Source organism: Bacillus sp. FJAT-27245, from assembly GCF_001273955.1.
GTDB lineage: Bacteria > Bacillota > Bacilli > Bacillales > Cytobacillaceae > Bacillus_D.
Genome location: NZ_LIGI01000001.1, coordinates 1,372,666 through 1,394,635, shown reverse-complemented (window position 1 = coordinate 1,394,635; position 21,970 = coordinate 1,372,666). Strand labels below are relative to the sequence as shown.

The window sequence follows — 21,970 nt, the reverse complement described above, 5'->3', positions numbered from 1 at the left end:
TCCAAGAGAACCAGCAGGTAGGAGGAAATGATTTGGCAGAACTATTTGGCAAACCGGCGCTGCTCGTCCTGGACGTGCAGAAAGGCTTTGATGACCCTTATTGGGGCACGCGGAACAATCCCCAGGCGGAGGAAAATATTTACCGGCTGCTTGCAGAATGGCGGAAGCGGGAATGGATTGTCGTGTTCTCGCAGCACCTCTCCCTGCTTCCCGATTCGCCGCTGAACTATAAAAACGGCGAAAATATTGAAATCAAAGACCCCCTTCGTCCGCTTTCAGGTGAAACGGTATTCACGAAAAACGTCAACAGTGCCTTCATTGGGACGCCGTTGGAAGAGTTTTTAAAAGGGCATCAAATTAAAACCCTTGTCATTACCGGCTTTTCGACACAGCATTGCGTCTCGACGACGACAAGGATGGCGGGGAATTTGGGCTATACGAACTTCCTCGTCTCAGATGCAACCGCGGCCTTTGAAATAACCGGCCCTAACAATGTTAAACATCCCGCTGAAGAAATCCACGAGCTGGAATTGGCGATGCTTCATAAAGAGTTTGCCACGATTACAACAACGGATGAAATTCTGGATTCGATTGGATGATTGGGACAAACTTAAATCGGCCGGCTAAAGTGTACAGGAATTGCCCCATAGCTACCATTTTGAAAAAAATTAAGGGACAAACCGATCAAGAAGGTTTGTCCCTTTGTTTTATCTATTCACCAGTCTGGACCGGGGCTTCTTCACCCAGCGCTTTTAGGCGTTCGGCAACTTCAGCTTCGGTCAAGTTTTGTTCTTTTATATATAGGTTGCGTGGATGGACGCGGCACTCGTGCGTGCAACCGCGGAGATACTTGTGCTCGTTCTCTTCTGAACAAAGAATTTGCTTGTTGCATTCGGGGTTGGCGCAGTTTACATAGCGCTCGCATGGTTCACCTGTAAAATAGTCCTTCCCGACAACAACATGCTCGACCTGGTTAATCGGCACGGAAATCCTTTCGTCAAAAACATACATTTTTCCGTCCCACAGCTGCCCTTTCACCTCGGGATCTTTTCCATATGTCGCAATCCCTCCATGAAGCTGGCTTACATCTTCAAAGCCTTCCTTCTTCAACCAGCCCGAGAATTTCTCGCAGCGGATGCCGCCTGTGCAGTAGGTTAGGATTTTCTTGCCTTCAAATTGATCCTTGTTATCCCTAATCCAGTCAGGAAGGTCGCGGAATGCCTTGATGTCAGGGCGGATTGCTCCGCGGAAATGGCCCAGGTCATACTCATAATCATTCCGGGCGTCGATTACTACGGTTTCCGGATCCTGCATCGCTTTAAAGAATTCTTTCGGCTGCAAATAGTTGCCGGTTAATTCGTTCGGGTCAACATCGTCCTCAAGCCTTAGTGTAACAAGCTCGGACCGTGGACGTACGTGCATTTTCTTAAACGCATGGCCATCCGCTTCGTCGATCTTGAAAACCATATCGGCAAAGCGTTCGTCTTCACGCATTGCCTTCATATACGCATCGGTTTGTTCAACCGTACCGGAAACTGTGCCATTGATGCCCTCTTCGGCAACAAGGATACGGCCCTTCAAGCCTAGCTCCTTGCAGAAAGCAAGATGTTGGTCGGCAAATTCCTCCGGATTGTCAATGTTGACATATTTATAATAGAGTAAAACTCTATATGGGTGTGTAGTCATTTTCCTTACTCCAATCTCAGTAGTCTATCTAAAACCACGCAGTATTTTGCGTTTGGATATTTTTATACCAAAAGGCATAAAAACATTGTATAAAAAAATCCGCTATTTTTCAATATGGCCCGAAAAAAGCCCGCTCTTTATAAAATGAGGCAAATTCTCTTGCGATAACCGAGTTCCATCCACGTAGTTGGCCGCTTGGTTAAGAACCCTCATTCAAAAAGCGCTAGCTCCTTTTCAATCTGCCTTCTGATTTTATCAAGGCATTCCTCGGGGGTTTTTGCAAAAACCCGCTTACCGTTCACGATTGCATACGGGCTTCTAGCGCACATCCCGCAAAAAGACAGGCATTCATTCTGGAGGACAGACACTTCCGGGTATTCTGATTCAAGAATCGTTTCAAGATCGAGCACGTTTATACTATTGCTCTGGCATATATCTACGATGACGATGCCCAAATCGGTCCCCTCCTTTTTTTAAAAAAATCATCCCTTATAGTATACCCTTGATTTGGCGCCGATATAGGGATTTTGCTTCAGAGTGAAGGGTTGCATGATGGGCACTTAAGGGGAGAAAACTTCTTTCTTAACAAGCCGCAAATTATGGCGAAAAATCTTTTCCACAAAATTCATTATTCTCTCAATTTTACCCACAAAAAGAAAATCGACCCACCGAAACGTATGGTAAATTCGGTTAGGGGGTTTTACATTTGAAAAAGTCATTGAAGATTGCAGTACCTGCCCTTGCTCTTGGATTGGCATTCGGCACTGTTGGAAACGTATCGGCAACTACCACAGGACAAAAATCTTCCGTAAAGGTTTCCGCTTCTGTTTCGGTAAAGGCTTCCGCCAAGGATAAAGAAGCTAAAAAGCGGCTTGCCTCAATCCTTAAAAACATCGACAAGGTTGAAGCTAGTACCAGCAAGCTGGCAAAAGCTTCGGCTGAACTGTATGCGAAAGCGGCAACCGGTTCCCTTTCGGCAAAAGCCGAAGCTGAATTTTACTCGAGCACCTCGGGCAAATTGAAGGCGAACAACAACCAGCTGAAGGCATTGAAAACCCAGGTAGACCAGGTAGCCAAAAAATACGGAAAAACCGAATCGGTCAATGCGGCCTATGCTAAAATTACAGCACAAACGAATGTAATCTCCCAGGAACAAAAAAAGCTTGCCGATTTGCACAGCCAGTTTGTCCAGAAGCAAAAAGCAATTGATGCAGCCAAACTGTTGGCTTCCATCAAGGAGAGCGTAGGAAAGGCTGAAGCAAAAGTGGCGGCATCTTCAAAGGCAACAGCCGAGTTTTATGCGAAGGCTGCAACAACGCCTGTTACAGCCAATGCCGAGTTGGAATTCTATAAGAAATCCTCAGCTGATTTAGGTTCAGCGTCAAAAGAACTTGCTGATGCGAAAAAACAACTCGATGGACTTGTAAAGTCGTTTGGGAAGACTGATGCAACGACCGCCCTTTATGCAAGAATTGCTGTACAAAATGAAGCAATTGCCGTTGCGAAAAAGAACCTCGATAATTTGCACAGCCAGTACGTACAAAAAGAAGCCGCCAAACAACTGGCCTCCTTCAATGAAGCTGTACTGAAGGCCGAAGCAAACCTGGCAGCCACTTCAAAGAATATTGCAGATTTCTATGCAAAAGCGGCAGCCACTTCGGTAGCCGCAAAAGATGAAGCTGAATTTTACAAAAAATCGGCAGCGGAAATACACGCCCACGCAGTCCTCTTGTCTTCCATCAAAAAGCAGCTTGATGCGGCAGTCAAAGTAACTGGAAAGACCGATGCGTCAGCTGCCATTTATGGAAAAATCACTGTTCAAACAGAGGCCAATACCGCTCTGAAAAAGAAGCTGGATGAATTGCACAGCCAGTACCTGAAGGCTGAAGCGGCGAAACAAGTAACCGTGATTTCCGGCGAGGTAGCAAAAGTGGAGGCAAAAGTGGCTGCCAATGCCAAAGCAATCGTGGACTTTTACGCAAAAGCGGCAACCACGCCTGTTACGGCAAAAGCAGAGGCGGAATTTTATGTGAACATGACAGGTGAGCTTTCCGCAAACTCCGTCCAGCTTGCGGGACTAAAAAAACAACTCGACGAGCATGTCAAAAAACAGGGGAACACAGAGGCGTCAGTAGCGGTATACGCGAAAATAACCGCACAGAACCAGGCAATTGCCGCGGCAAGCAAAACGTTGCTCGAATTGCATATTAATTTCAAGCCTGCTTCAGCTTGATGTTTCAGGGAGGCCCTTTTTTAGGGCCTCCCTGATTTGTTTCTGGCGGCGCTCAGATAGACAGGCTTAAGCCTGTTTCATGCATCGGGGTCGTCTTGGCATCTGGGTTATCGTGGGCAGCCGGGTCGTCTCGGCAGACGGTCATACTGGCTTAGGCGTTCTCTCGGCAGCCGGGTAAATCTTGAAGCGTGATATTCTACATTCGTTTTAGTCGTTTTACCTACTCATTGAAGGCGAGGTCAATTAGGCGTATTTCGTCTTCCGTCAAATTGACATCGAGCGTTTTCAGGTTTTGCAGAACTTGTTCTCGTCGTTTTGCACCCGGGATGATTGCATCAATGACATCGCGTGTCAAATACCAGGCGAGGACGACATTGGCAACGTCAGCACCTTTTTGCTGAGCGATCCCTCTTACTTTTTCCACTTTTCCCAAGGCTGCCTCAAAGGTTTGCTTTTCAAAAAATTTCCCGCGCTTCCCTTCAAGGTTTGTATTCTTGTCGTACTTCCCGGTCAGAAGCCCTTTGGCAAGTGGGAAATATGGAATAAAGGAAATATTGTTGTCACGGAAATACGGGAATAATTCCTTCTCGGCATGGCGGTTCAAGAGGTTGTATTCGCCCTGGTAAACATCAATGTAGCCGTCCTTGTTCGCTTCCTTTAATTGCTCCAGCGAAAAGTTGGAGACACCGATCGCGCGGATCTTTCCTTCGTCCTTAAGCCGATTCAACGCGCCGACCGCCTCGTCTTTAGGCGTAACCTTGTCCGGAAAATGAATATAAAATAAATCAATATAATCTGATTGAAGGCGTTTCAGGCTCTCCTCTACGGAACGGGTCAAAAATGCCGGGTCATTGTTGTGGACAACTTCATTGCCGACAAAGGTGTAAGAAGCTTTTGTGGCGATAACCGTTTCCGAGCGTCTCCCAGTCTCTTTTACAACCTGGCCGATAATTTCCTCGGACCGCCCCAATCCGTAAAAGTATGCCGTATCGAAGAAATTCAGGCCATTTTCCAAACCGGCCCTAACCATTTCAAAGTTAGCCGCTTCATCAATATTCGGATAAATATTATGCCCCCCAACCGCATTTGTCCCCATTCCAATCGGATTCACCAGTAAATCCGTCCTTCCAAGCCTCATCTTTTCTGCCATCTCCAACCATCCTCCCTATATGTAATCATTCCTTTATTGTAAACCGGGCTTTCTGCAAAAAATGGTTTGCCGCCCTTCCAGTTCATTCTCTTCAAAAAAGAGAACTTTCCAACCCCGGAACTCATCCAGCAGTTCATTCGGCTTCAGCCGGAATTTATCCGATACCTTCCCCCCTGCCAATTTTGGCGAATCACAATACGTTTCCAAAAAGAAAAGGCCACCTTCTTTTAACAGGCATTTCACATATGGAAATAACGCACGGTCCAGATAATAAGCAATCACAACGAGGTCATAGGCACCTTTTTTAAACGGCAAATTTTCGGCATCTGTCAAGTCCATAACCGAGGCATTAAGCTTTAGTACTCTTTTTTCAGCCAACTCCCGGACATGCTTAATGGCTGTTTCCGAAATATCGGCGGCATCAACCGCATAACCATGCCCAGCCAAAAACAGGCAGTTCCCGCCAAGCCCGCAAGCAAGGTCAAGCGCTTTTCCTCCCGCCAAACTTTGTGATAGGTATTTCAACCTCTCGTTCGGCAACGGGTCCCCCATTTCAGCCAGCCGTTCATTATGCTTTTTATTCCATTTTTCTCTAACGTGGTTTCGATCTGGATGCTGCATGAGTTTTTGGGTCTCCTCCTCTCCACAGGCGTTTCATTTAATTAAGTTCCACAATTGCTCGTTAGAACCTTTCTTTTTGGAAAAATAAATCCCGGATCCATTTACGTTTTATGATGGCGAACTTTATTTGAGTTGAGTTTTGGCCAGTTTTCCACTGATGTGTGGCGCCGGTCTTGTACCACTGGAATCAACGAGCCAAATTAGTTGAAGTAAATCATTTAAGCGGATTGCTACGTGCTCTGCAAACGTAATTTAGAGATATTACATCGGATGGTAAGTTTGTCAAAAATGTGACAGTTTCCGATAAACGGCTTGAAATTTTCGATATCCACCTAAAAGTTTTCGATAACCATATAAAAGTTTTCGATATCGCATGAATTTTTTCGATAAATCTTCAAATCCCCTTTTTAATGGTAATTTTTGGAGCAGCGAATAACGGTTTCGCTGCCTCGGTGTCCAAATAAGACGGGGATTTGGACAGAAAATGGTTTTTACGCCAATCGGTCTCTTTTTCCAAAATAGATCTACTTTCGTTCCGACCATTCACAACGCAATATTTATTTCAGGTCGTGACAAAACTGGTTGGTTAGCAAAAGTCAGTTCCTTCCGCATTAGCCATTAAATACCACCATATTCAACTTAAAAATATTGGTATAATTGGTAGTGAATAATTTTAGGGGGAAAGAGAAGTTGAAGTTAATTAAAAACATAATAATGATTTTGCTGCTGTTGTTCTTGTTGATCCTTACGACTGCGGCACCAATCGCCTTGATTGGCGTGGCCGTATACGGAGCTGGTTTTTGGCTCAGCCACCAGAAGTCAAAGGGCAAGGTTTATTTTAAAAAACCATGGTTGATTCTGACAGCGGGAGTTGTTTCGACTATTATCCTGGTTGGAACGTTTGTAGAGCCGGTTGAGGGCCAGGCATCTTCAAAGCCCGCTGTAAAAATCGATAAGCAGGCCAGCGATAAGAACGCCGCTAAAGAAAAAGAGAAAGCGGATGAAAAGGCAAAAGCAGCACTTTTAGCAAAAAAAGAAGCTGAAGAAAAGGCGAAAGCGGAAGCAGAAGCCAAAAAACAAGCTGAGGAAAAAGCAAAAGCGGAAGCCGAGGCCAAAAGGCAAGCTGAAGAGAAAGCAAAAGCCGAAGCTGAAGCGAAGAAGCAAGCTGAAGAAAAAGCAAAAGCCGAAGCTGAAGCGAAAAAACAGGCTGAAGCTCAGGCAAAAGCCAAACAGGAAGCAAAAACAAGCGCGCTCGTTGCCTCCCTTGCGCTTGAGAAGGTTACAGTTGGCCGTGTAGTCGACGGAGATACAATCCAAACATCGGACGGGAGAAAAATCCGTTTCATCGGTGTAAATACACCTGAATCAACGACTAGGCACGAGCCTTATGGCAAGGAAGCAAGTGATTATACAAAATCGAGATTGACCGGGAAACAAATCTGGATCCAAAAAGACGTCAGCAATACTGACCGGTACGGACGCTTGCTGCGCATCATCTGGCTGGCAGTCCCAACAGACGACATGAACGAAAAGGAAATCCGGGCAAAGATGTTCAATGCCGAGCTCGTCCTGAACGGGTATGCGGAACCTTCCACTTACGCTCCCGACGTAAAATACAGCGATTATTTCGTGAAATTCGCACGGGAAGCACGGCAAAACAACAAAGGTCTGTGGGCATATGGGCCGAATGGGACAACGAAGGGCGACCTTGATCCAAAACCATCGGCACAAAGTACGTCACAGCCTAAGCCTGCTGCGTCCCAGCCTGCTAAATCAACTACAACGACCACAACGGCTCCGAAACCTGCTGCAACCGCACCGGCTGCCAGCACCCAAACCGAATATTTCGCAAACTGTACGGAGTTAAGGAAAAAATATCCGAACGGCGTACCATCTACGCATCCAGCCTATCAGGCAAAAATGGACCGAGACAAAGACAACTATGCCTGCGAACGCTAAAAAGTGAAGCCATTTCGGCTTCGCTTTTTTTATTTGATGAAAAATTGTCTGATCCGCATATTTATTTTCCGTTAAACAAATCAGGCGCCTGTGGAATACATTGAAAGTATCATTGTCGGGGCGGTGTCTTAAATGGACAATACCAAGTCAGCACGCCAGAAAGAAAAGAATGTCCGGGAAAAAGAACTTGAGGAACTTAAACTAACGCTTGAAAAACAAATCGCGATTTCGATTTGGATCCAGGCAATCGGACAGATAATGGAAGCGATACTTGTTTTAAAATTATTGGCTATAAGCGAAAAAACAGAGGGAGAGCAAACGCTGGCTACCGGGGTTGTCATCCAGATGGTTGGACAAATTGTCGAGTCAATAGGCGTAACGAAAGAAATAACGCAGCAAGCACCAGGTGTTCTGCCAGAGGCCCAGCGGATTGCCATCACCGGTGACTGGCTGCAGTCGATTGGCGCAGCCATTGAAGCGATTGGAGGAGAAATGGTCCTCACCGAAGAGCAGCAAGCCGGACGCACTGGTTTTGTACCTTAAATACTGAGCAAGATGCAGCATCTACTGCATCATAAAAGGTTAAAGTGAAGCAAGAATCGTCCCATGCTTCACTTTAGCCGAAATATCTTTTAACTCCGAACAAAACGGCGAAAAGTATTGGCCGTATTTTTAGGGCTCCTTCTTTGTATTCCCCTGCGCCGGTCCCATCTCTACAGATAGGTTAAACGAACATAAACAAGAAATTAATCGTAAATCCTCTTGTGTCTTTTTGCTCATTTTTCAAACTTTGCCGACTGGAAGATTCTTCGGAAACAGAAATAAATTTAAGTCTATTTGCCTTCTTTTAAATGTTTAGCTATCCTATTATCCGTTTGCTACTAGTCATATTGGTTTATTTCTTGTATTAAAGGAAATTTTTAGTTGACTTTTTTGTTATTGCGAAAAAGTAATTTTTAAATATAATGAAAATTAAGACATTAAAAAGGGGGAAGTTTCTTTGAAAAGAAATTTTTGGTCCGGTACACTAGCACTCACTTTGGGGGCGTCACTCGTCTTTAGCGCAATCCCCTTTTCAGGGAAGGCAGCTGCCGAACAGAATAAATACATAGTTGTTTTTAAGGAACAGGATAAATTGCCAACCGGCTATGCAAATGCCATTTCAAAAGCTGGGGGCCAAATTGAATCAAAACTGGAGAAGCTAGGTGCTGTTGAGGTTGTATCCAGTAACCCGAAATTCCTTTCAGAAATAAAGAAATCGGCCACTGTCCTTGAAGCTGGGGCCCAAAGCATTATTTACCCGGAACAATCCGTGGAAACTGAAGCCATTTCCGTACCTGAAGTAGGCGAATCCGCCGATTTGTACAATAATCTGCAATGGGATATCAAACAAGTAACAAATAATGGCGAGTCCTGGAAATTGCCAGGAGGAACCGGAAAAACTACTGATGGCAAAGACATTGTGGTAGGGGTTATCGACACAGGCATCGACTACAACCACCCTGATATTAAAGCCAATTACGCCTATGGAAAATCATTCGTCCCCAACTACCCTGACCCAATCGACCAAAACGGACATGGGACCCATGTGGCCGGTTCCATTGCCGGCAAGGGGAGAATCATGGGAATCGGGCCTGACTTGAAAGTTGCAGCCTACAGGGTCTTCGGACCGACTGGCGGTGCGGAAACGTCACATATCGCTGAAGCTCTGATGACTGCCGCCGATGATAATGTGGACGTCGTGAATATGTCACTTGGCGGGTACGATTGGTTCCAGGATCCAGAGTATGCAACAAAGGATGTTGTCGCCGACGTACAGCTATTCAATCGAGCTATCCAATACGCCATCCAAAAAGGCGTTACGGTTGTTGGCTCAGCGGGCAACAACGGCCTGGATATTTCTAGCCCTGGCAAGCTATCCAAACCGGATACAGGCGCAACCCACCGGAGCCCAAGCAGCCAAACACTGATTCGTGTTTCTGCAGGCGGCGCACTGAAAAATCTGGCGTATTACTCCAACTATGGCGTTGGTAAAATTGATGTCATGGCACCAGGCGGAGACCTTGGCCCGAATTATGACCCTGTTACAAAAACAGGAAGAGACAACACCTACCTTTGCTTAAGCGCGGTTCCTGGCGGCGGTTATGGCTATAAGGCGGGAACTTCGATGGCAGCGCCAAAGGTTGCCGGACTGGCCGGGGTCATCATTGCAAAATATGGCAAGGATCAGCTGAATCCCGCGCAGGTTAAGCAAATTATCCAAAACTCTTCTGAAGATATCTTTAAACCTGGATACGATGAAAAAGCAGGTTTTGGTTTAATCAACGCGGTTCGTGCCTTAAACAACTAAAAAATATAGGAAGGGACGGTTCTGCTACTTCAATGAAGTTGTAGAATCGTCTTTTTTTTTAAAAAAAACAATTGGTACGTCCCCCACTTCACAGCCATGGTAAACTTGAATGGACATTTTAAAAGGAGGCCTAGACAATGGCAGGAAGAAAAATTGACCATGTTGGCATAATGGTAAAGGATATTGAAAAATCGATTAATTTCTATACGAATATCGTTGGGTTTAAGCTGATTGATAAGATTGACCATTCAAATGGTGTTATTAAGCTGGCATTCCTGGGATTTGGTGAACACGGGGAAACAGAACTGGAATTGATCCAAGGGTACAATGACAGCCTGCCTGTTGAAGGAAAAGTCCATCATCTGGCGGTCGCGGTCGATGATGTTAATAAGGAATTTGCACGAATACAATCTCTTGAAGATGTCAAATTGATTGATGAAGACATTACAACTCTACCTAATGGTTTCCGTTATTTCTTTTTTCATGGGCCGGAAGGTGAATGGATTGAATATTTCCAAAGGTGATTGCAATGAGGCTGAGGAACATTCCCTGCCTCATTGTTGCTTTTTCGTGAGCTTAGATTTATTATCTTTTATATTAAGATAATACAAATTCTAAATATTTTCTAAATTGGTAATTATCAATAATAATGAGAAGCTTTACTAATTTATGAACTTTTTGTGATATTTTTATTGAAAAAAATGGATTTTTAAGGGTTTTGTGTAAAATTTATTTTTAACAAAGTTATTTACATCATTGTAATATATCTAAATATTCAATATAATACTTTTATCTTTACTGTTATTCATGGATAGCATTTAAATTGCTGCCGAAAAGTTATACTATAAGTACATCAAGTCAATTTGCACTAGTGGGGGGAGAATATGAAAGATTTATTTAAGAAGTGGAATCAATTAAGCCTTGTCAAGCAAATCATCATCGGTTTGGTGGTCGGTATAACCTTGGCTGTTGCAATTCCAAGTGTAGCAAAGCCATTGGTTATTTTAGGTTCATTATTCGTTGGAGCCCTAAAAGGAATTGCGCCTGTTTTGGTTCTGTTCCTTGTTATGTCGGCTATCGCGCAGCATAAGAGCGGTCACCAGACAAATATGAAATCAATTATAGTCCTTTATCTTTTGGGAACTTTCCTGGCTGGATTCATTGCGGTTATTGTGAGCTTTGCCTTCCCTGTCAGCCTTACACTTGCGGAGGGCGCAGAGGATTTAACGGCTCCGGGTGGAGTTGTCGAAGTCCTGAAGACCTTGCTCCTGAACGTTGTCGATAATCCTGTTAAAGCCATTTTCAATGCGAACTATATCGGTATTCTTGCCTGGGCGATCGTCCTGGGGATTGCCCTGCGCAATGCACCGGATACAACCAAAACGCTTATTTCCAATTTTTCGGATGCGATAACCAAAATTGTCACATGGGTAATCCGCCTTGCTCCGCTCGGTATTATGGGACTTGTCATTGAGTCCATCACTACGAATGGCCTTGAGTCTCTGTTGAGCTATGGCAAACTGCTGGCCGTATTAATCGGCTGCATGTTGTTTGTAGCATTAGTCGTCAATCCGGCAATCGTATTTTTCACAGCAGGCCAAAACCCTTACCCACTAGTATTCAGATGTATTAGGGAAAGCGGAATTACTGCCTTCTTTACACGCAGCTCTGCTGCCAATATTCCTGTCAACATGAGGCTTTGCGAAAAGCTTGGATTGGACAAGGATACGTATTCCGTTTCAATTCCGCTAGGCGCTACTATCAATATGGCTGGTGCCGCAGTGACAATCTCTGTATTAACTTTKGCAGCAGTCCATACTCTCGGAATTGAGGTAGACATCCTAACAGCTATTCTTCTAAGTGTTGTTGCAGCTATTTGCGCATGCGGCGCGTCCGGAGTAGCCGGCGGCTCATTATTACTGATACCGCTCGCTGCAAGCTTGTTTGGAATTCCAAACGATGTTGCAATGCAGGTCGTTGGCGTCGGATTTATCATCGGCGTCCTTCAAGACTCCTTTGAAACAGCACTTAATTCCTCAACGGATGTCCTGTTCACAGCTGCGGCTGATTACAGGAAACGCAAAAAAGAAGGAAAAAGCATTGGTGTGAAACAAGCAATCTAATCTAACCTGAGGCAGGGGGACGACTCCTCTGCCTTTTTTATTTCGTAACAGATGTTGGATCTTTGGGTTACCGGATTTTAATTCCTCTTACCTTCCCTATTTTTCTCGCCATATTTCTACACCACCTTCGCGTATATTCGTAAAATACTCCTTAAGTACCCTTCTTTTAGTACCTTTACAGTATTTAACAAATAGCTCTTGTTGTTTACTATGAATGTAAACCCTTTCAAAAAGGAGGAACAATGATGAGGTGGAGAAATACCCGCATCTGTATCACACTGCTGATATTGTTGTCTCTCTTAATAAGTCCCGCCCTAAGTAAAGCTTCTTCGAAAAGCACCGTACCGGAAAGAACCCCTGCACCTTTGCAGCAATGGGAAGAAACAATCTATGACCGCGCGGAACAATACTCCGGCTATAAAACGATGAAAGACGTCTTTATCACGATGCGTGATGGGGTCATCCTCGCAGCCGATGTGCATCTCCCGGACGGACCAGGCCCTTTCCCCGTCATCCTTACGCAAACGCCTTACAATAAAAATGTCAGCAATAAGGAAAATCTGAACGAATACTTTATTAAACGCGGCTATGCCCACATGGTTGTCGATGTGCGGGGAACGGGGACATCCCAGGGAACGTGGGACTCCTTTGGCGAAGCGGAACAGATCGATGGAAAAGAGCTTGTCGAATGGGCTGCCCGCCAACCGTGGAGCACCGGAAAAGTTGGGCTGTACGGTTCATCCTACAGGGCAATCAATCAGCTCCTTACCGCCGCCCAACAGCCGGACGGTTTGAAGGCTATTTTTCCAATTGTCCCGATGGCGGACATATATCGGGACATCCTTATGTCAGGCGGCCTGGTTAATACAGGATTCATTCCTCTCTGGCTTGGGCTTGTAACCGGAAGCGGTTTGCTACCGCCGACTTACACACTTTCTGAGCCAATCATGGCTTCCACCCTGTTGATTAGCCATGCCGGGCAAACGACGGGATTTCCGGCAAGCACCCTAAGTTCCGTATTGACAGGAGGGGAATTTGCCTATGACGGACCGCAGGCTTGGCTGCGATCTCCTATCACAGTGGCGGACCGGATCAAGGCGCCTGCTTTTTTTACAGGCGGCCTCCATGATTTATTCCAGCGGGGAACACCGCTTCTTTATGAAAAACTAAGGGCTAATGGTGTTACAACAAAACTCCTCATGGGCAACTGGACGCATGGGGATTACGGGAGCGGCCTTCCAGCCGGCAATGTCCCTGCCCTTGATCAAATCGCACTCAGGTGGTTCGATCATTACCTAATGGAGATTAACACGAACATCAACAAAATTCCAGATGTCACGCAATATGTAATCGGAGGAGATACATTTATCGTCCAGCCTGGATGGCCCCACCAGAATACAGCAGCTGAAAAGTATTACTTGCGGGCGGGAAATCTACTCACGAAAGACACCCCAGCATTGCTTGAACCTTCCAAGTCGATGCTCCAGCAGCCATTGAATGGAATTTGCTCCGGAAGTACGAATCAGTGGATGGCCGGTAAGCCAAGCGCCATTCCATGTACAAAGGACAATCGCCTGGCCGAATTGACGGAGTTAACCTATACAACAGCTCCGGCTAGCTCCGACCTTCGGGTTTCCGGGCCGATTGCCGCGAAAATCTTCGCGAAAACAACAGCCAGGGAACTTGTCCTATCCGTCCGCCTGACAGATGTCGCACCAGATGGAAGCTCGAAGGAAATAACTGCCGGCTGGCTTGCCGCCTCCCATCGGGTAGTTGATGAAAGCAGAAGCAGGGTTTTGGACGGGCAAAACATCCAGCCATGGCATCCATTTACGAAGGCCATGGTGAAAGAGGTTAATCCGGGGGAAGTTATGGAAATGAACGTTGAAATCTTCCCTTCAAATTTTGTCATAAAAGAAGGGCACAGGCTCCGTGTCGCCATCGGTCCAAGCGACTTCCCGCACTCGATTTCGCCAGTCCCCGAGCTCCTCACCCAGCTTGGCGGTATCGCGACTATACTAAGCAACAAAACATATCCATCCCACGTTGTCCTTCCGGTCGTAAAGGAGTAGCGCCCAGCATGGATGGACCTAGGAAAAACTTGAAAAGCAGCCCAATTTTCTATGCGGCTGCTTTTTTGCCAGATAAATTACTTGTTAAATTTCACGGGCATTTTAATTAACGTATAATCCCTTGTCCATTTCTCTGTTGTGATAATGAGCATTTCTCCATGCTTTTTAAAAAACAGCCCACTGCCTTCTTTTTGAAAATAATTCCACCCATAACGATTGACGAACGCCTTTATCGCTTCGTCCGTTGTTTCCATATTTTCCTCTTCGATAATGTACCAGTCATAATTTTTTTCTGTTGATAGTTTTAAAAGTTGCCCATTGGAGCGATGGCCTTTTTCAACCACTTCTTTTTTGCTCATTTGCTGGATTGGCAGCGGCGGATAATAAAATTTACTGGTTAATAGGATTGCACCAACAATCATTGCCAGCACTCCTGCCGCCACAACTTTAACATGCTTTCCTTTAGCCATTTGCCGTTAGAGTCTTTTTTTCAAGATTGATACTGCCGCATCGAAAACAAACCTTTGACGAATTGGTTAGCAGCCTCTTGCATTTGATGCACCTTTTCATTTTATCCTTCATCCCTGTTCCCTCCCATACAAGTAGTGAGAGCAGCCTAAGCAAGTGTCCCTAGGAAAAAGCTGAATTAACACATCAACCGGAATCAATCTCCCCCTGCGACCAACATAGCGTCTAGGCAAAGGTCGTTCCAGCATATCCACTTTATTTATTTGATTCAGAATCGGGTAAAAAGGTTACAAAAACTGAACCTGCGGGAGTCGGTACCCTCCGCCACAATCAATTTACTTTGCATAGATAGTGTAGATAAATTTATTTCAACCTATATTAAAAGAAACTTCTCTAATTCTATTATTCTACATTAAAGAAGAGATTCCTCTGAATGGTCTGATAATTTTAACAGTTTGAGGGGTAAACCTCCAGCAATCAGTCTTTTCTACGGACTGTATCGACTGTTCCTTGGTTGTATTAAAGAAATAAATGGCTTGGGTATTTCTATTACATCTCCACTACCCTTGTCCCAACCAGCTTGTCAGTCAACGTTCTTTCGCCATTGTTTTGATACAAAATATAGGCGTCCACTCCAGTATAAATGATGTAAATACCTATTACCGCGTTGAAATATAGGCTCCAATCAGGATAGGATTTCCCCAGCCCCCATAAAATCGCAGCGACTCCAACCAATCCATAGCGGATTAACCATCGCTTGACTACTTTTTGCAAATCACCCTCAACCTTTAAGCCTTGGACCCTTTGGCCAAGCGACTGTTTAAACCGTCCCGCAAAAGTTTTATCCAGCTTAAAGTCAAAGCCAAGTGTGACCGATAATATTCCTACGATCCCCATAAGGAAAAAGAAACCCAATAAAAAATATCCGTATTTATAGATGAAATCTTCTCCCCTAACCCAGTAAAAAAATCCCCCGATCATTGCAAAACCCATTGAGGTTATAAAAATCACCGTAATAATAAGTGCAACATCCTGCAAATAAGCCAAGGCTCTTTTTCGGATAAGATTTTGATTCGTCATCCTAATCCTCCCTGATTGATTTTGCTACCACAAAATGACCCTCTACTACAATTTTATTAAATCCTAACTAAAACTGAAATTTTTGATAACAATTAATCGTAAAACAGGAATTAAGACCCACTAATACGGCAGGACCAGCCCCTGCTTTCCTATTTTCAAAATAAAAACAGGAAACGGGATATTCCGTCTCCTGTAATTTTGGATTGAATGTGTCCTTTTAAAAAACGGGAACCTTAACACTGCTTGCGATAAATTCCTTGAATAGCCGGTTCATGGCTTCATTGGTTGGGGCGAGCGATTCGGGATGCCATTGGACGCCAACCGTAAATCTGGAAGGCTTCACGTATTCCACCGCCTCTACGATTCCATCTGCCGACCGGGCCACAACGCGCAAATCGTCAGCTACTATGTCCAGTGCCTGATGGTGAATGCTGTTTACTCGGACCCGTTCAGAGCCAAAGATTTGAAACAGTTTGCTGTCAGGAGAAACTGAAATCCAGTGTGAATCCTTGTCCCTCGCAACCTTTTGTCCATGCTGGATGGATTCCGGCATCTGGCTAGGAAGGTCCTGGATCAATGTCCCTCCAAGAGCGACATTGAGGATTTGGCTGCCCCGGCAGATGCCGAGCAGAGGAATATCATGTTCAATCGCATATCTTGCTATGGCAATTTCAACAAGGTCCCTCTCAAGGATAGTGGGCCCTAAATTTTGGTGAGGATCCTGGCCATACAAACCCGGATCGACATCCTCCCCGCCGCTAAGGATAATCGCATCAACAAGCGAAAGCATCTCAAGCGCCATCTCCGGATTGATGTAAGGAAGAATAATCGGTATTCCTCCATTCGCGGCCACTACTTTGTGATAATCGTGATGGACATAAGCGCCTTCCATATTTTCATTGTGCTTAACATAGGCAGAAGTTATCCCAATAACCGGCTTTCTCATCCCTTTTCCCCCAACTTTGTATTTTGCTCGTATAACCAAAATATAACACAAAATTTTCTGGAAATGGGAGGAAACAAAATCTTTTACCAAATGTTCATTTATTTTAGAATACTTTAATTTTTATTTTACAAGTTATAATCGATACCCTCATAATGCAGGGTGCCTTCTAACGTTAAATGCCTATGTCCCACCACTTCTTTTCTGTTTCCTTCATTTGCTTTTCGGTTTCTTCCGGGAAGGCAGTTCTGAATGGATGGGAATCCGCAGGGATGATTTCAACCATCTTATCAATCATATCCTGAGGATCAAATTGATTTTCCAAACCTTCTTCTGCCTTTAACAGGTCCTCTCTCTTCGTAAAATTCTTCTCCTCATCATACCATTTCCATAGTTCTTCAGCGGCGCGGTCGTTAAAGCCGGTGTTGAACGCGCCGGGATTGATGATGGAAACTTTTACTTCGAATCTTTCAAGCTCCTGCTTAAGCGTTTGCGCGATCGCTTCAATCGCATGTTTCGTAGCAGCGTACGGTCCGCCGTATGGAGAGGACATAATTCCTGCCATGGAACTCATGAACACGATTTTCCCTTTCCCTTTCTTTACCATCTTTCTTGCTGCCAGCTGGACTGTTTCAAGCGTGGCGAAAACATTCACTTCGAAAATTGCCCTGAAGCGGTCGATCGGCACTTCCGCAACCGGCCCCCGTTCATTGATAGCCGCATTTGCGACAAACACGTCAAAATCGTATTTGGGAATCTCTTCACGGTCCCGTGGATTAGTAATATCCAGTTTGAAGACTTCCATATCCAAACCCAAATTCTTTGCTTCACGCAGAAGGTCTGTTTTTTGCGATGTCAGTTCTGTGGTCGCGATAATCCTGTGCCCTTTCCTCGCCAGGCCGATTGCCGCACCTCTCCCAAGTCCGCTCCCTGCTCCTGTTATGAAAATGGTTTTCCCCACTTCAAATCCCTCCTGTTTAATGCCATGTAAATTCCCTCTTCCCATCCCAGTGTGGGGAGAAACATTAGTACACGGGGACCTCGCCACATCTGCCTATCATTTTACAGAAAAAAGACCCTGGCCAGGGTCTCCAAATAACGTCCGCTATACTGTTTTTGCAAAGGGGTTAAAGCCCAACCTGCTGCTTGATTGCGTCCAATTTTTTCGATAAATCTTCGGATTTAGCTTTGATTTCGTCGCTTTTCTTTTTATCTAAATCAGAGAAATACGTATTAATTTTATCGTCCCGGTCCCAGAGCCACTTGGAAAGGGCATTCTTTCTTTCAGCATCAATCCTGCCTTCTTTTTCTAGCCGGTCCAGCAATTCCTTAAATCTCTTCTCTTCGTTTTCCCTAAGCCTGAAAGATTTTCCCATCAGCGCATTAACCGCGTTATGGTGGTCCAACGTCGTCCACACATTGTCGGCCCATCGGTGAATGGCCCACCATCTCCATGTATTGATATTGATTTTTTCCTTCCAAACATTCTTGATTTCCTCAAGCTGCCGCTTTGTTTTAACGGAGGAATATTCACCGCCTCCAGCTTCCGCAACCAGTTTGAGCTGCTGGTCCGCCGCATCATCGACATCAAAACCAATGATATTGATTTTGACATTTGTATTATCCTCGACAGCTTTTTTCGCCGCTGCAACCGGATCGCCATCGCATGTCTCGATCCCGTCACTGACAACGTAAATAAAATTTTCGGTGTTGTCATCCTTTTGCGAAGCGAGCTGCTCGTTTGCCATCGTGATGCCTGCTGCCAAAGGAGTCCAGCCCATGGCATCAAACTTTTTCAAGGAATTCCCGAAGGCAGTACCATCATAGGCGTTCAATGGGTACATCGTTTCCACTGCTTGGCATGATTTCGCTTTATCCGCATCGCTGCCCGTTCCCTGATGGCCAAAGGCAATGAGAGAAACCTTTACGGATTCGGGAAGCTCCTTGGCCAGGCTTTCAATGCTTTTTTTAGCGAGAGCCATCTTCGGCTCCCCATCCACCTTCGCCTTCATGCTGCCGCTTGAATCAATGACCATCACGACATTCACCTTTTTCTCTTCATCTTCCGTTACTTCAGCCATGGTAAGGTCTTCGAGCAGGCGGCCGTCTGGCAATCTCAGCTTTTCATAAACAACAGGGTAGTTTTCAAGCTCCTCAGCGACATCTTTATAACCTGCCCGGAGCGCGTTTGTGATTGATTCCGTCCACTTTTTCTCGTCCCATTTCTTCGTATTCTTTTTGCCGACTTCCTCGATGTAAGCATCCAGGGCGTCTGCGGTCGCTTTTTTAAGTGCTTCTTTATCGTCAATATGTTCCTTGCCTTCTATGTATTTTTGATAAATGTTCCCTTTGTCTTGTTGTATGTATTGTTCGGCTGTAATAGCCGGAAGCTCACCGTTGCTAGGTTGGGAAAGTGCGATCGCCTTTCCGGGAACGAACCCATCTTCTTTTGCATCCTTTTTTTGTTGAGCGCCACCCTCATCCTTCCCTTGGCAGCCAAGCAACAATACCGCTGCGAAAAATAAAGCAATGACCGTTTTAGCTCTTCTCATCCTAATCCCCCTTCAGTTCTATGTTTCTATAGCATTTGGGCAAATCCTTTAAGATGGCATTTCTAGAAGGTTTTACCAGTATGTGACATGGTTCTATACCCCAATTCAAAAGAAATATGCCTGCAAACAGATGAAATTTCATAAAATTTGTTCAACTTTATGTTTTGGTAATTGAAAAGGCCGCCCTTAATGGCAGCCTCCTCTGGTACTTAACCAATCTATCTAACTTACTCATCCGGATTGACAATCCCATATAAGACAAGATCCTCAAAGGACCCGTTCTTAAAAATGTGGTCTTTGAGTGTGCCTTCGTACACCATCCCGCATTTTTCCATGATTCTCCCAGACGCAGGATTAGATTTAAAATAACGAGCGTAAACACGATGATAGCCCTTTTCCTTGAAAACAAATTCAATCACGGCTTTTGCAGCTTCCGATCCATAGCCATTTCCCCAATACTCCTCGCCAATCCAATAGGCAATTTCACCGTTTTTGTGTTGTTTCTGATTTGAAATTCCAATCGCCCCATATAATTTACCGCTATTTTTGTCTGTAACAGCGAATTCATACATACGGTCCGATTCAAAATTTTCAGCATGGTTGGCAATCCAGGATACCGCACATTCCAATGGATATGGATAGGGAAGCGTCAATGTGCTTTTAAAAATATTAAAATTGTTGCACATTCTGCTGACCTCGTTCGCGTCTCCTTCGTTAAACAGCCGCAGCAGCAACCGGTCCGTTTCAATAATTCTCTCTGTTTCGTTATAAATCATGCCCTCTCCCCCGGCCCCAAATAGTTTAAACTGAAACACAAGGTATGTCCCCTGCTTCATTTTAGAATAAGTTTAATCACTGTTCCCCTTTGTCAATCCCCCATTTTTTCACTGACGGCTTTCAGTTTCCCCTCCATCGTGCTTTCCCTGTCGCGGCGATCGTCAATCCGAATATTCGTGGCTACCCTCTGAATCCCCTTTTGAAAAGGCACCTCATGAATTTCACGCACAACATCAAGCAATTGTTTCAAGTCTCCTTCAATCAATGTACTCATCGGGGTCAATTGGTACTTAATTTCCCCTTCGTACTTTTTAAGGACTTTATGTATTTCAGCTACGTACTCACTCACACTCGGGGTTTCAGTTCCGATTGGGATAACGGTTATATCAATGATTGCCATGTTCACGCCTCCAAAAATTGGTGTTTTTTCTATGATAGCATAATTGACTAATTGAAAAGAACATACAATGTATAGGAAAATAAATAGAATCGCATAGAAATAATTTGGGAGTTGATTTATTCATTGGGCATGAAAAATAGAGCGCTTATCATAGGGGGCGGAATCGCTGGAAAATTGGCGGCGCGGGTTCTTTCCGAGCATTTTATAGAGGTTGTAATTATCGAAAAGGATAAAGAGGCAGCTGGACCAGGAACGCGAAAAGGGGTGCCGCAGGGAAGCCACCTGCATGCGCTGCTTCACGCGGGCGAGCAAGGGCTGGAATCGCTGTTTCCGGGAATCACCGAATCCTTCTACTCGGGCGGCGCGTTAAAAATCAATTCAACAAAGGACCTTGCCTGGTTCCATCACGGTGTCTGGAAACTTCGGTACGATGGCGGATACACGACCACTCTCCAAACAAGGTTCCATCTTGAATGGCAAATCGAAAACTACATAAAATCCATTCCAAACATTTCATTCCTTTATAAACATTTTGTTAAAAACTTTGTTTGGGACGAAAAGCAAAATAAGGTTATTGGGCTAGAGATGAAAGATTCAGACGGCAATCCGTGGACTCTCCTTGCCGATATAGTCGTCGATGCCAGTGGAGCAGGAAGTTTTACCGCCGCCTGGCTTGAAAAGCTCGGCATCTCTATTCCCGTTGAAACTGCAGATATTGGGCTTTGCTATGTTAGCAAGTTTTTTCGCTTGCCTGATCATCCGGATATGGACTGGGCGATAAAATTGATATACCCAAATCCGCCCGCTGAAAAAATAGGCGGGGCACTTTCCAAGGTAGAAGGAAACCGGTACATCACAACTCTCTTCGGCTATCAAAACGCCTTCAATGAAAAAGAAGCAGCCGCGAGCAACGAGGCATTTTTGGAGCTGGCGAAAAAATTACCAAAACCGGATATACATAATGAACTGCTGGCTGGAGAGCCTCTTGGCGAAACGGCTGTCTACCGGATACCAAGAATGACTTGGAGGCGTTACGACAAAACAAACAATCTGCCGGAAGGTCTGCTCCTGATTGGGGATGCAGTTTGCCGAATCGACCCGGTCTTTGGCCAGGGCATGAGCATCGCTGTCCTTGAAGCACTGCGGCTCCAGGAAATCATGTGGAACAAAACCTTACCTCTTTCAAAAGGAATTCGAGATTACCACCGAAAAGCGGCGGAAATTATCTCTCCCATTTGGACAATGGTAATGGCCGAAAATCTCCGCTATCCAGGCATTTCGGACAAGATTCCATTCGGGCTGTCGTTTCAACAGTGGTTCACTAAACAAATCTTTTTGTTATCTGCAAAAGATGAGAAAATCTATGATTCTTTTATTAAAGTGATGAATCTCGTCGAGCCGGCAGCCATATTATTGAAACCCGGCATTCTGGGAAGCGTCTTCCTGAACAATCGTGGAAATAGAAAAAAGCTTGATTGATAATTCCCACTTCAATCAAGCTATCATTTTCAAAAGGCCCAGAGGTTTATTGGACCATACAATTCCTGGTCAGACTA

General features: G+C 44.9%; 20 protein-coding genes. 9 read left to right on the top strand and 11 right to left on the bottom strand.

The window, feature by feature from the left end; genetic code table 11:
• The first annotated feature begins 32 nt into the window (after positions 1 to 32).
• Positions 33 to 599: a cysteine hydrolase family protein gene (locus ADU24_RS06705; protein ID WP_053365904.1), complete on the top strand. Its 567-nt coding sequence runs from the start codon at positions 33 to 35 to the stop codon at positions 597 to 599.
• 112 nt (positions 600 to 711) lie between these two features.
• Here ADU24_RS06705 and trhO read toward each other — a convergent pair whose 3' ends face one another.
• Complete coding sequence (trhO, locus tag ADU24_RS06700; protein ID WP_053365903.1) at positions 712 to 1,686, bottom strand: oxygen-dependent tRNA uridine(34) hydroxylase TrhO; 975 nt, start codon at positions 1,684 to 1,686, stop codon at positions 712 to 714.
• Positions 1,687 to 1,895: 209 nt separating this feature from the next.
• Positions 1,896 to 2,141, bottom strand: coding sequence for a YuzB family protein (locus ADU24_RS06695; RefSeq protein ID WP_053365902.1), 246 nt, complete (start codon positions 2,139 to 2,141; stop codon positions 1,896 to 1,898).
• 251 nt (positions 2,142 to 2,392) lie between these two features.
• On the opposite strand from ADU24_RS06695, the gene ADU24_RS06690 reads away from it, so the two are divergent.
• Entirely contained in the window at positions 2,393 to 3,919 is a 1,527-nt protein-coding gene (locus tag ADU24_RS06690; RefSeq protein ID WP_053365901.1) for a hypothetical protein, read from the top strand.
• 220 nt (positions 3,920 to 4,139) lie between these two features.
• On the opposite strand, the gene ADU24_RS06685 is transcribed toward ADU24_RS06690, so the two are convergent.
• Together ADU24_RS06685 and ADU24_RS06680 are read right to left on the bottom strand one after the other, a co-directional pair.
• On the bottom strand, positions 4,140 to 5,069 hold the full coding sequence (locus ADU24_RS06685) for an aldo/keto reductase (protein ID WP_053365900.1): 930 nt from the start codon (positions 5,067 to 5,069) through the stop codon (positions 4,140 to 4,142).
• Positions 5,070 to 5,102: 33 nt separating this feature from the next.
• Positions 5,103 to 5,690, bottom strand: a complete 588-nt coding sequence (locus ADU24_RS06680) for a class I SAM-dependent methyltransferase (RefSeq protein ID WP_053365899.1) — start codon at positions 5,688 to 5,690, stop codon at positions 5,103 to 5,105.
• A 690-nt stretch (positions 5,691 to 6,380) separates the two neighbouring features.
• Here ADU24_RS06680 and ADU24_RS06675 point away from each other — a divergent pair.
• The 6 genes from ADU24_RS06675 (at position 6,381) to ADU24_RS06650 (ending at position 14,194) form a co-directional block, all read left to right on the top strand.
• The gene (locus ADU24_RS06675) at positions 6,381 to 7,649 is read left to right on the top strand and encodes a thermonuclease family protein (protein ID WP_231689578.1); all 1,269 of its coding nucleotides are present in this window, start codon (positions 6,381 to 6,383) and stop codon (positions 7,647 to 7,649) included.
• Positions 7,650 to 7,781: 132 nt separating this feature from the next.
• Complete coding sequence (locus ADU24_RS06670; protein WP_053365898.1) at positions 7,782 to 8,192, top strand: DUF6944 family repetitive protein; 411 nt, start codon at positions 7,782 to 7,784, stop codon at positions 8,190 to 8,192.
• A gap of 457 nt (positions 8,193 to 8,649) precedes the next feature.
• A complete protein-coding gene (locus ADU24_RS06665) occupies positions 8,650 to 9,999 on the top strand; it encodes a S8 family peptidase (RefSeq protein ID WP_231689577.1) in 1,350 nt (449 codons plus the stop codon).
• A gap of 137 nt (positions 10,000 to 10,136) precedes the next feature.
• Positions 10,137 to 10,523: a VOC family protein gene (locus tag ADU24_RS06660; protein ID WP_053365896.1), complete on the top strand. Its 387-nt coding sequence runs from the start codon at positions 10,137 to 10,139 to the stop codon at positions 10,521 to 10,523.
• 360 nt (positions 10,524 to 10,883) lie between these two features.
• Positions 10,884 to 12,122 carry a serine/threonine transporter SstT gene (gene sstT, locus ADU24_RS06655; protein ID WP_053365895.1) on the top strand — a complete coding sequence of 413 codons (1,239 nt, stop codon included), beginning with the start codon at positions 10,884 to 10,886 and terminating at the stop codon, positions 12,120 to 12,122.
• A 245-nt stretch (positions 12,123 to 12,367) separates the two neighbouring features.
• On the top strand, positions 12,368 to 14,194 hold the full coding sequence (locus ADU24_RS06650) for a CocE/NonD family hydrolase (RefSeq protein ID WP_053365894.1): 1,827 nt from the start codon (positions 12,368 to 12,370) through the stop codon (positions 14,192 to 14,194).
• A 77-nt stretch (positions 14,195 to 14,271) separates the two neighbouring features.
• On the opposite strand, the gene ADU24_RS06645 is transcribed toward ADU24_RS06650, so the two are convergent.
• The 7 genes from ADU24_RS06645 to ADU24_RS06615 all read right to left on the bottom strand — a co-directional run bounded on the left by ADU24_RS06645 (position 14,272) and on the right by ADU24_RS06615 (position 20,414).
• Positions 14,272 to 14,616: a hypothetical protein gene (locus ADU24_RS06645; RefSeq protein ID WP_053365893.1), complete on the bottom strand. Its 345-nt coding sequence runs from the start codon at positions 14,614 to 14,616 to the stop codon at positions 14,272 to 14,274.
• Between the two features lie 595 nt (positions 14,617 to 15,211).
• The gene (locus ADU24_RS06640; RefSeq protein ID WP_053365892.1) at positions 15,212 to 15,742 is read right to left on the bottom strand and encodes an RDD family protein; all 531 of its coding nucleotides are present in this window, start codon (positions 15,740 to 15,742) and stop codon (positions 15,212 to 15,214) included.
• A 217-nt stretch (positions 15,743 to 15,959) separates the two neighbouring features.
• Complete coding sequence (locus tag ADU24_RS06635; protein ID WP_053365891.1) at positions 15,960 to 16,688, bottom strand: gamma-glutamyl-gamma-aminobutyrate hydrolase family protein; 729 nt, start codon at positions 16,686 to 16,688, stop codon at positions 15,960 to 15,962.
• A 172-nt stretch (positions 16,689 to 16,860) separates the two neighbouring features.
• Complete coding sequence (locus ADU24_RS06630; protein WP_053365890.1) at positions 16,861 to 17,646, bottom strand: SDR family oxidoreductase; 786 nt, start codon at positions 17,644 to 17,646, stop codon at positions 16,861 to 16,863.
• A 166-nt stretch (positions 17,647 to 17,812) separates the two neighbouring features.
• A complete protein-coding gene (locus tag ADU24_RS06625; RefSeq protein WP_053365889.1) occupies positions 17,813 to 19,237 on the bottom strand; it encodes a vWA domain-containing protein in 1,425 nt (474 codons plus the stop codon).
• Between the two features lie 227 nt (positions 19,238 to 19,464).
• The gene (locus ADU24_RS06620; RefSeq protein WP_053368811.1) at positions 19,465 to 20,013 is read right to left on the bottom strand and encodes a GNAT family N-acetyltransferase; all 549 of its coding nucleotides are present in this window, start codon (positions 20,011 to 20,013) and stop codon (positions 19,465 to 19,467) included.
• A gap of 92 nt (positions 20,014 to 20,105) precedes the next feature.
• Complete coding sequence (locus ADU24_RS06615) at positions 20,106 to 20,414, bottom strand: MTH1187 family thiamine-binding protein (RefSeq protein ID WP_053365888.1); 309 nt, start codon at positions 20,412 to 20,414, stop codon at positions 20,106 to 20,108.
• A gap of 129 nt (positions 20,415 to 20,543) precedes the next feature.
• Between ADU24_RS06615 and ADU24_RS06610 the strand changes: the two genes are divergently transcribed.
• Positions 20,544 to 21,893, top strand: a complete 1,350-nt coding sequence (locus ADU24_RS06610; protein WP_053368810.1) for an FAD-dependent oxidoreductase — start codon at positions 20,544 to 20,546, stop codon at positions 21,891 to 21,893.
• Positions 21,894 to 21,970 lie beyond the last annotated feature (77 nt).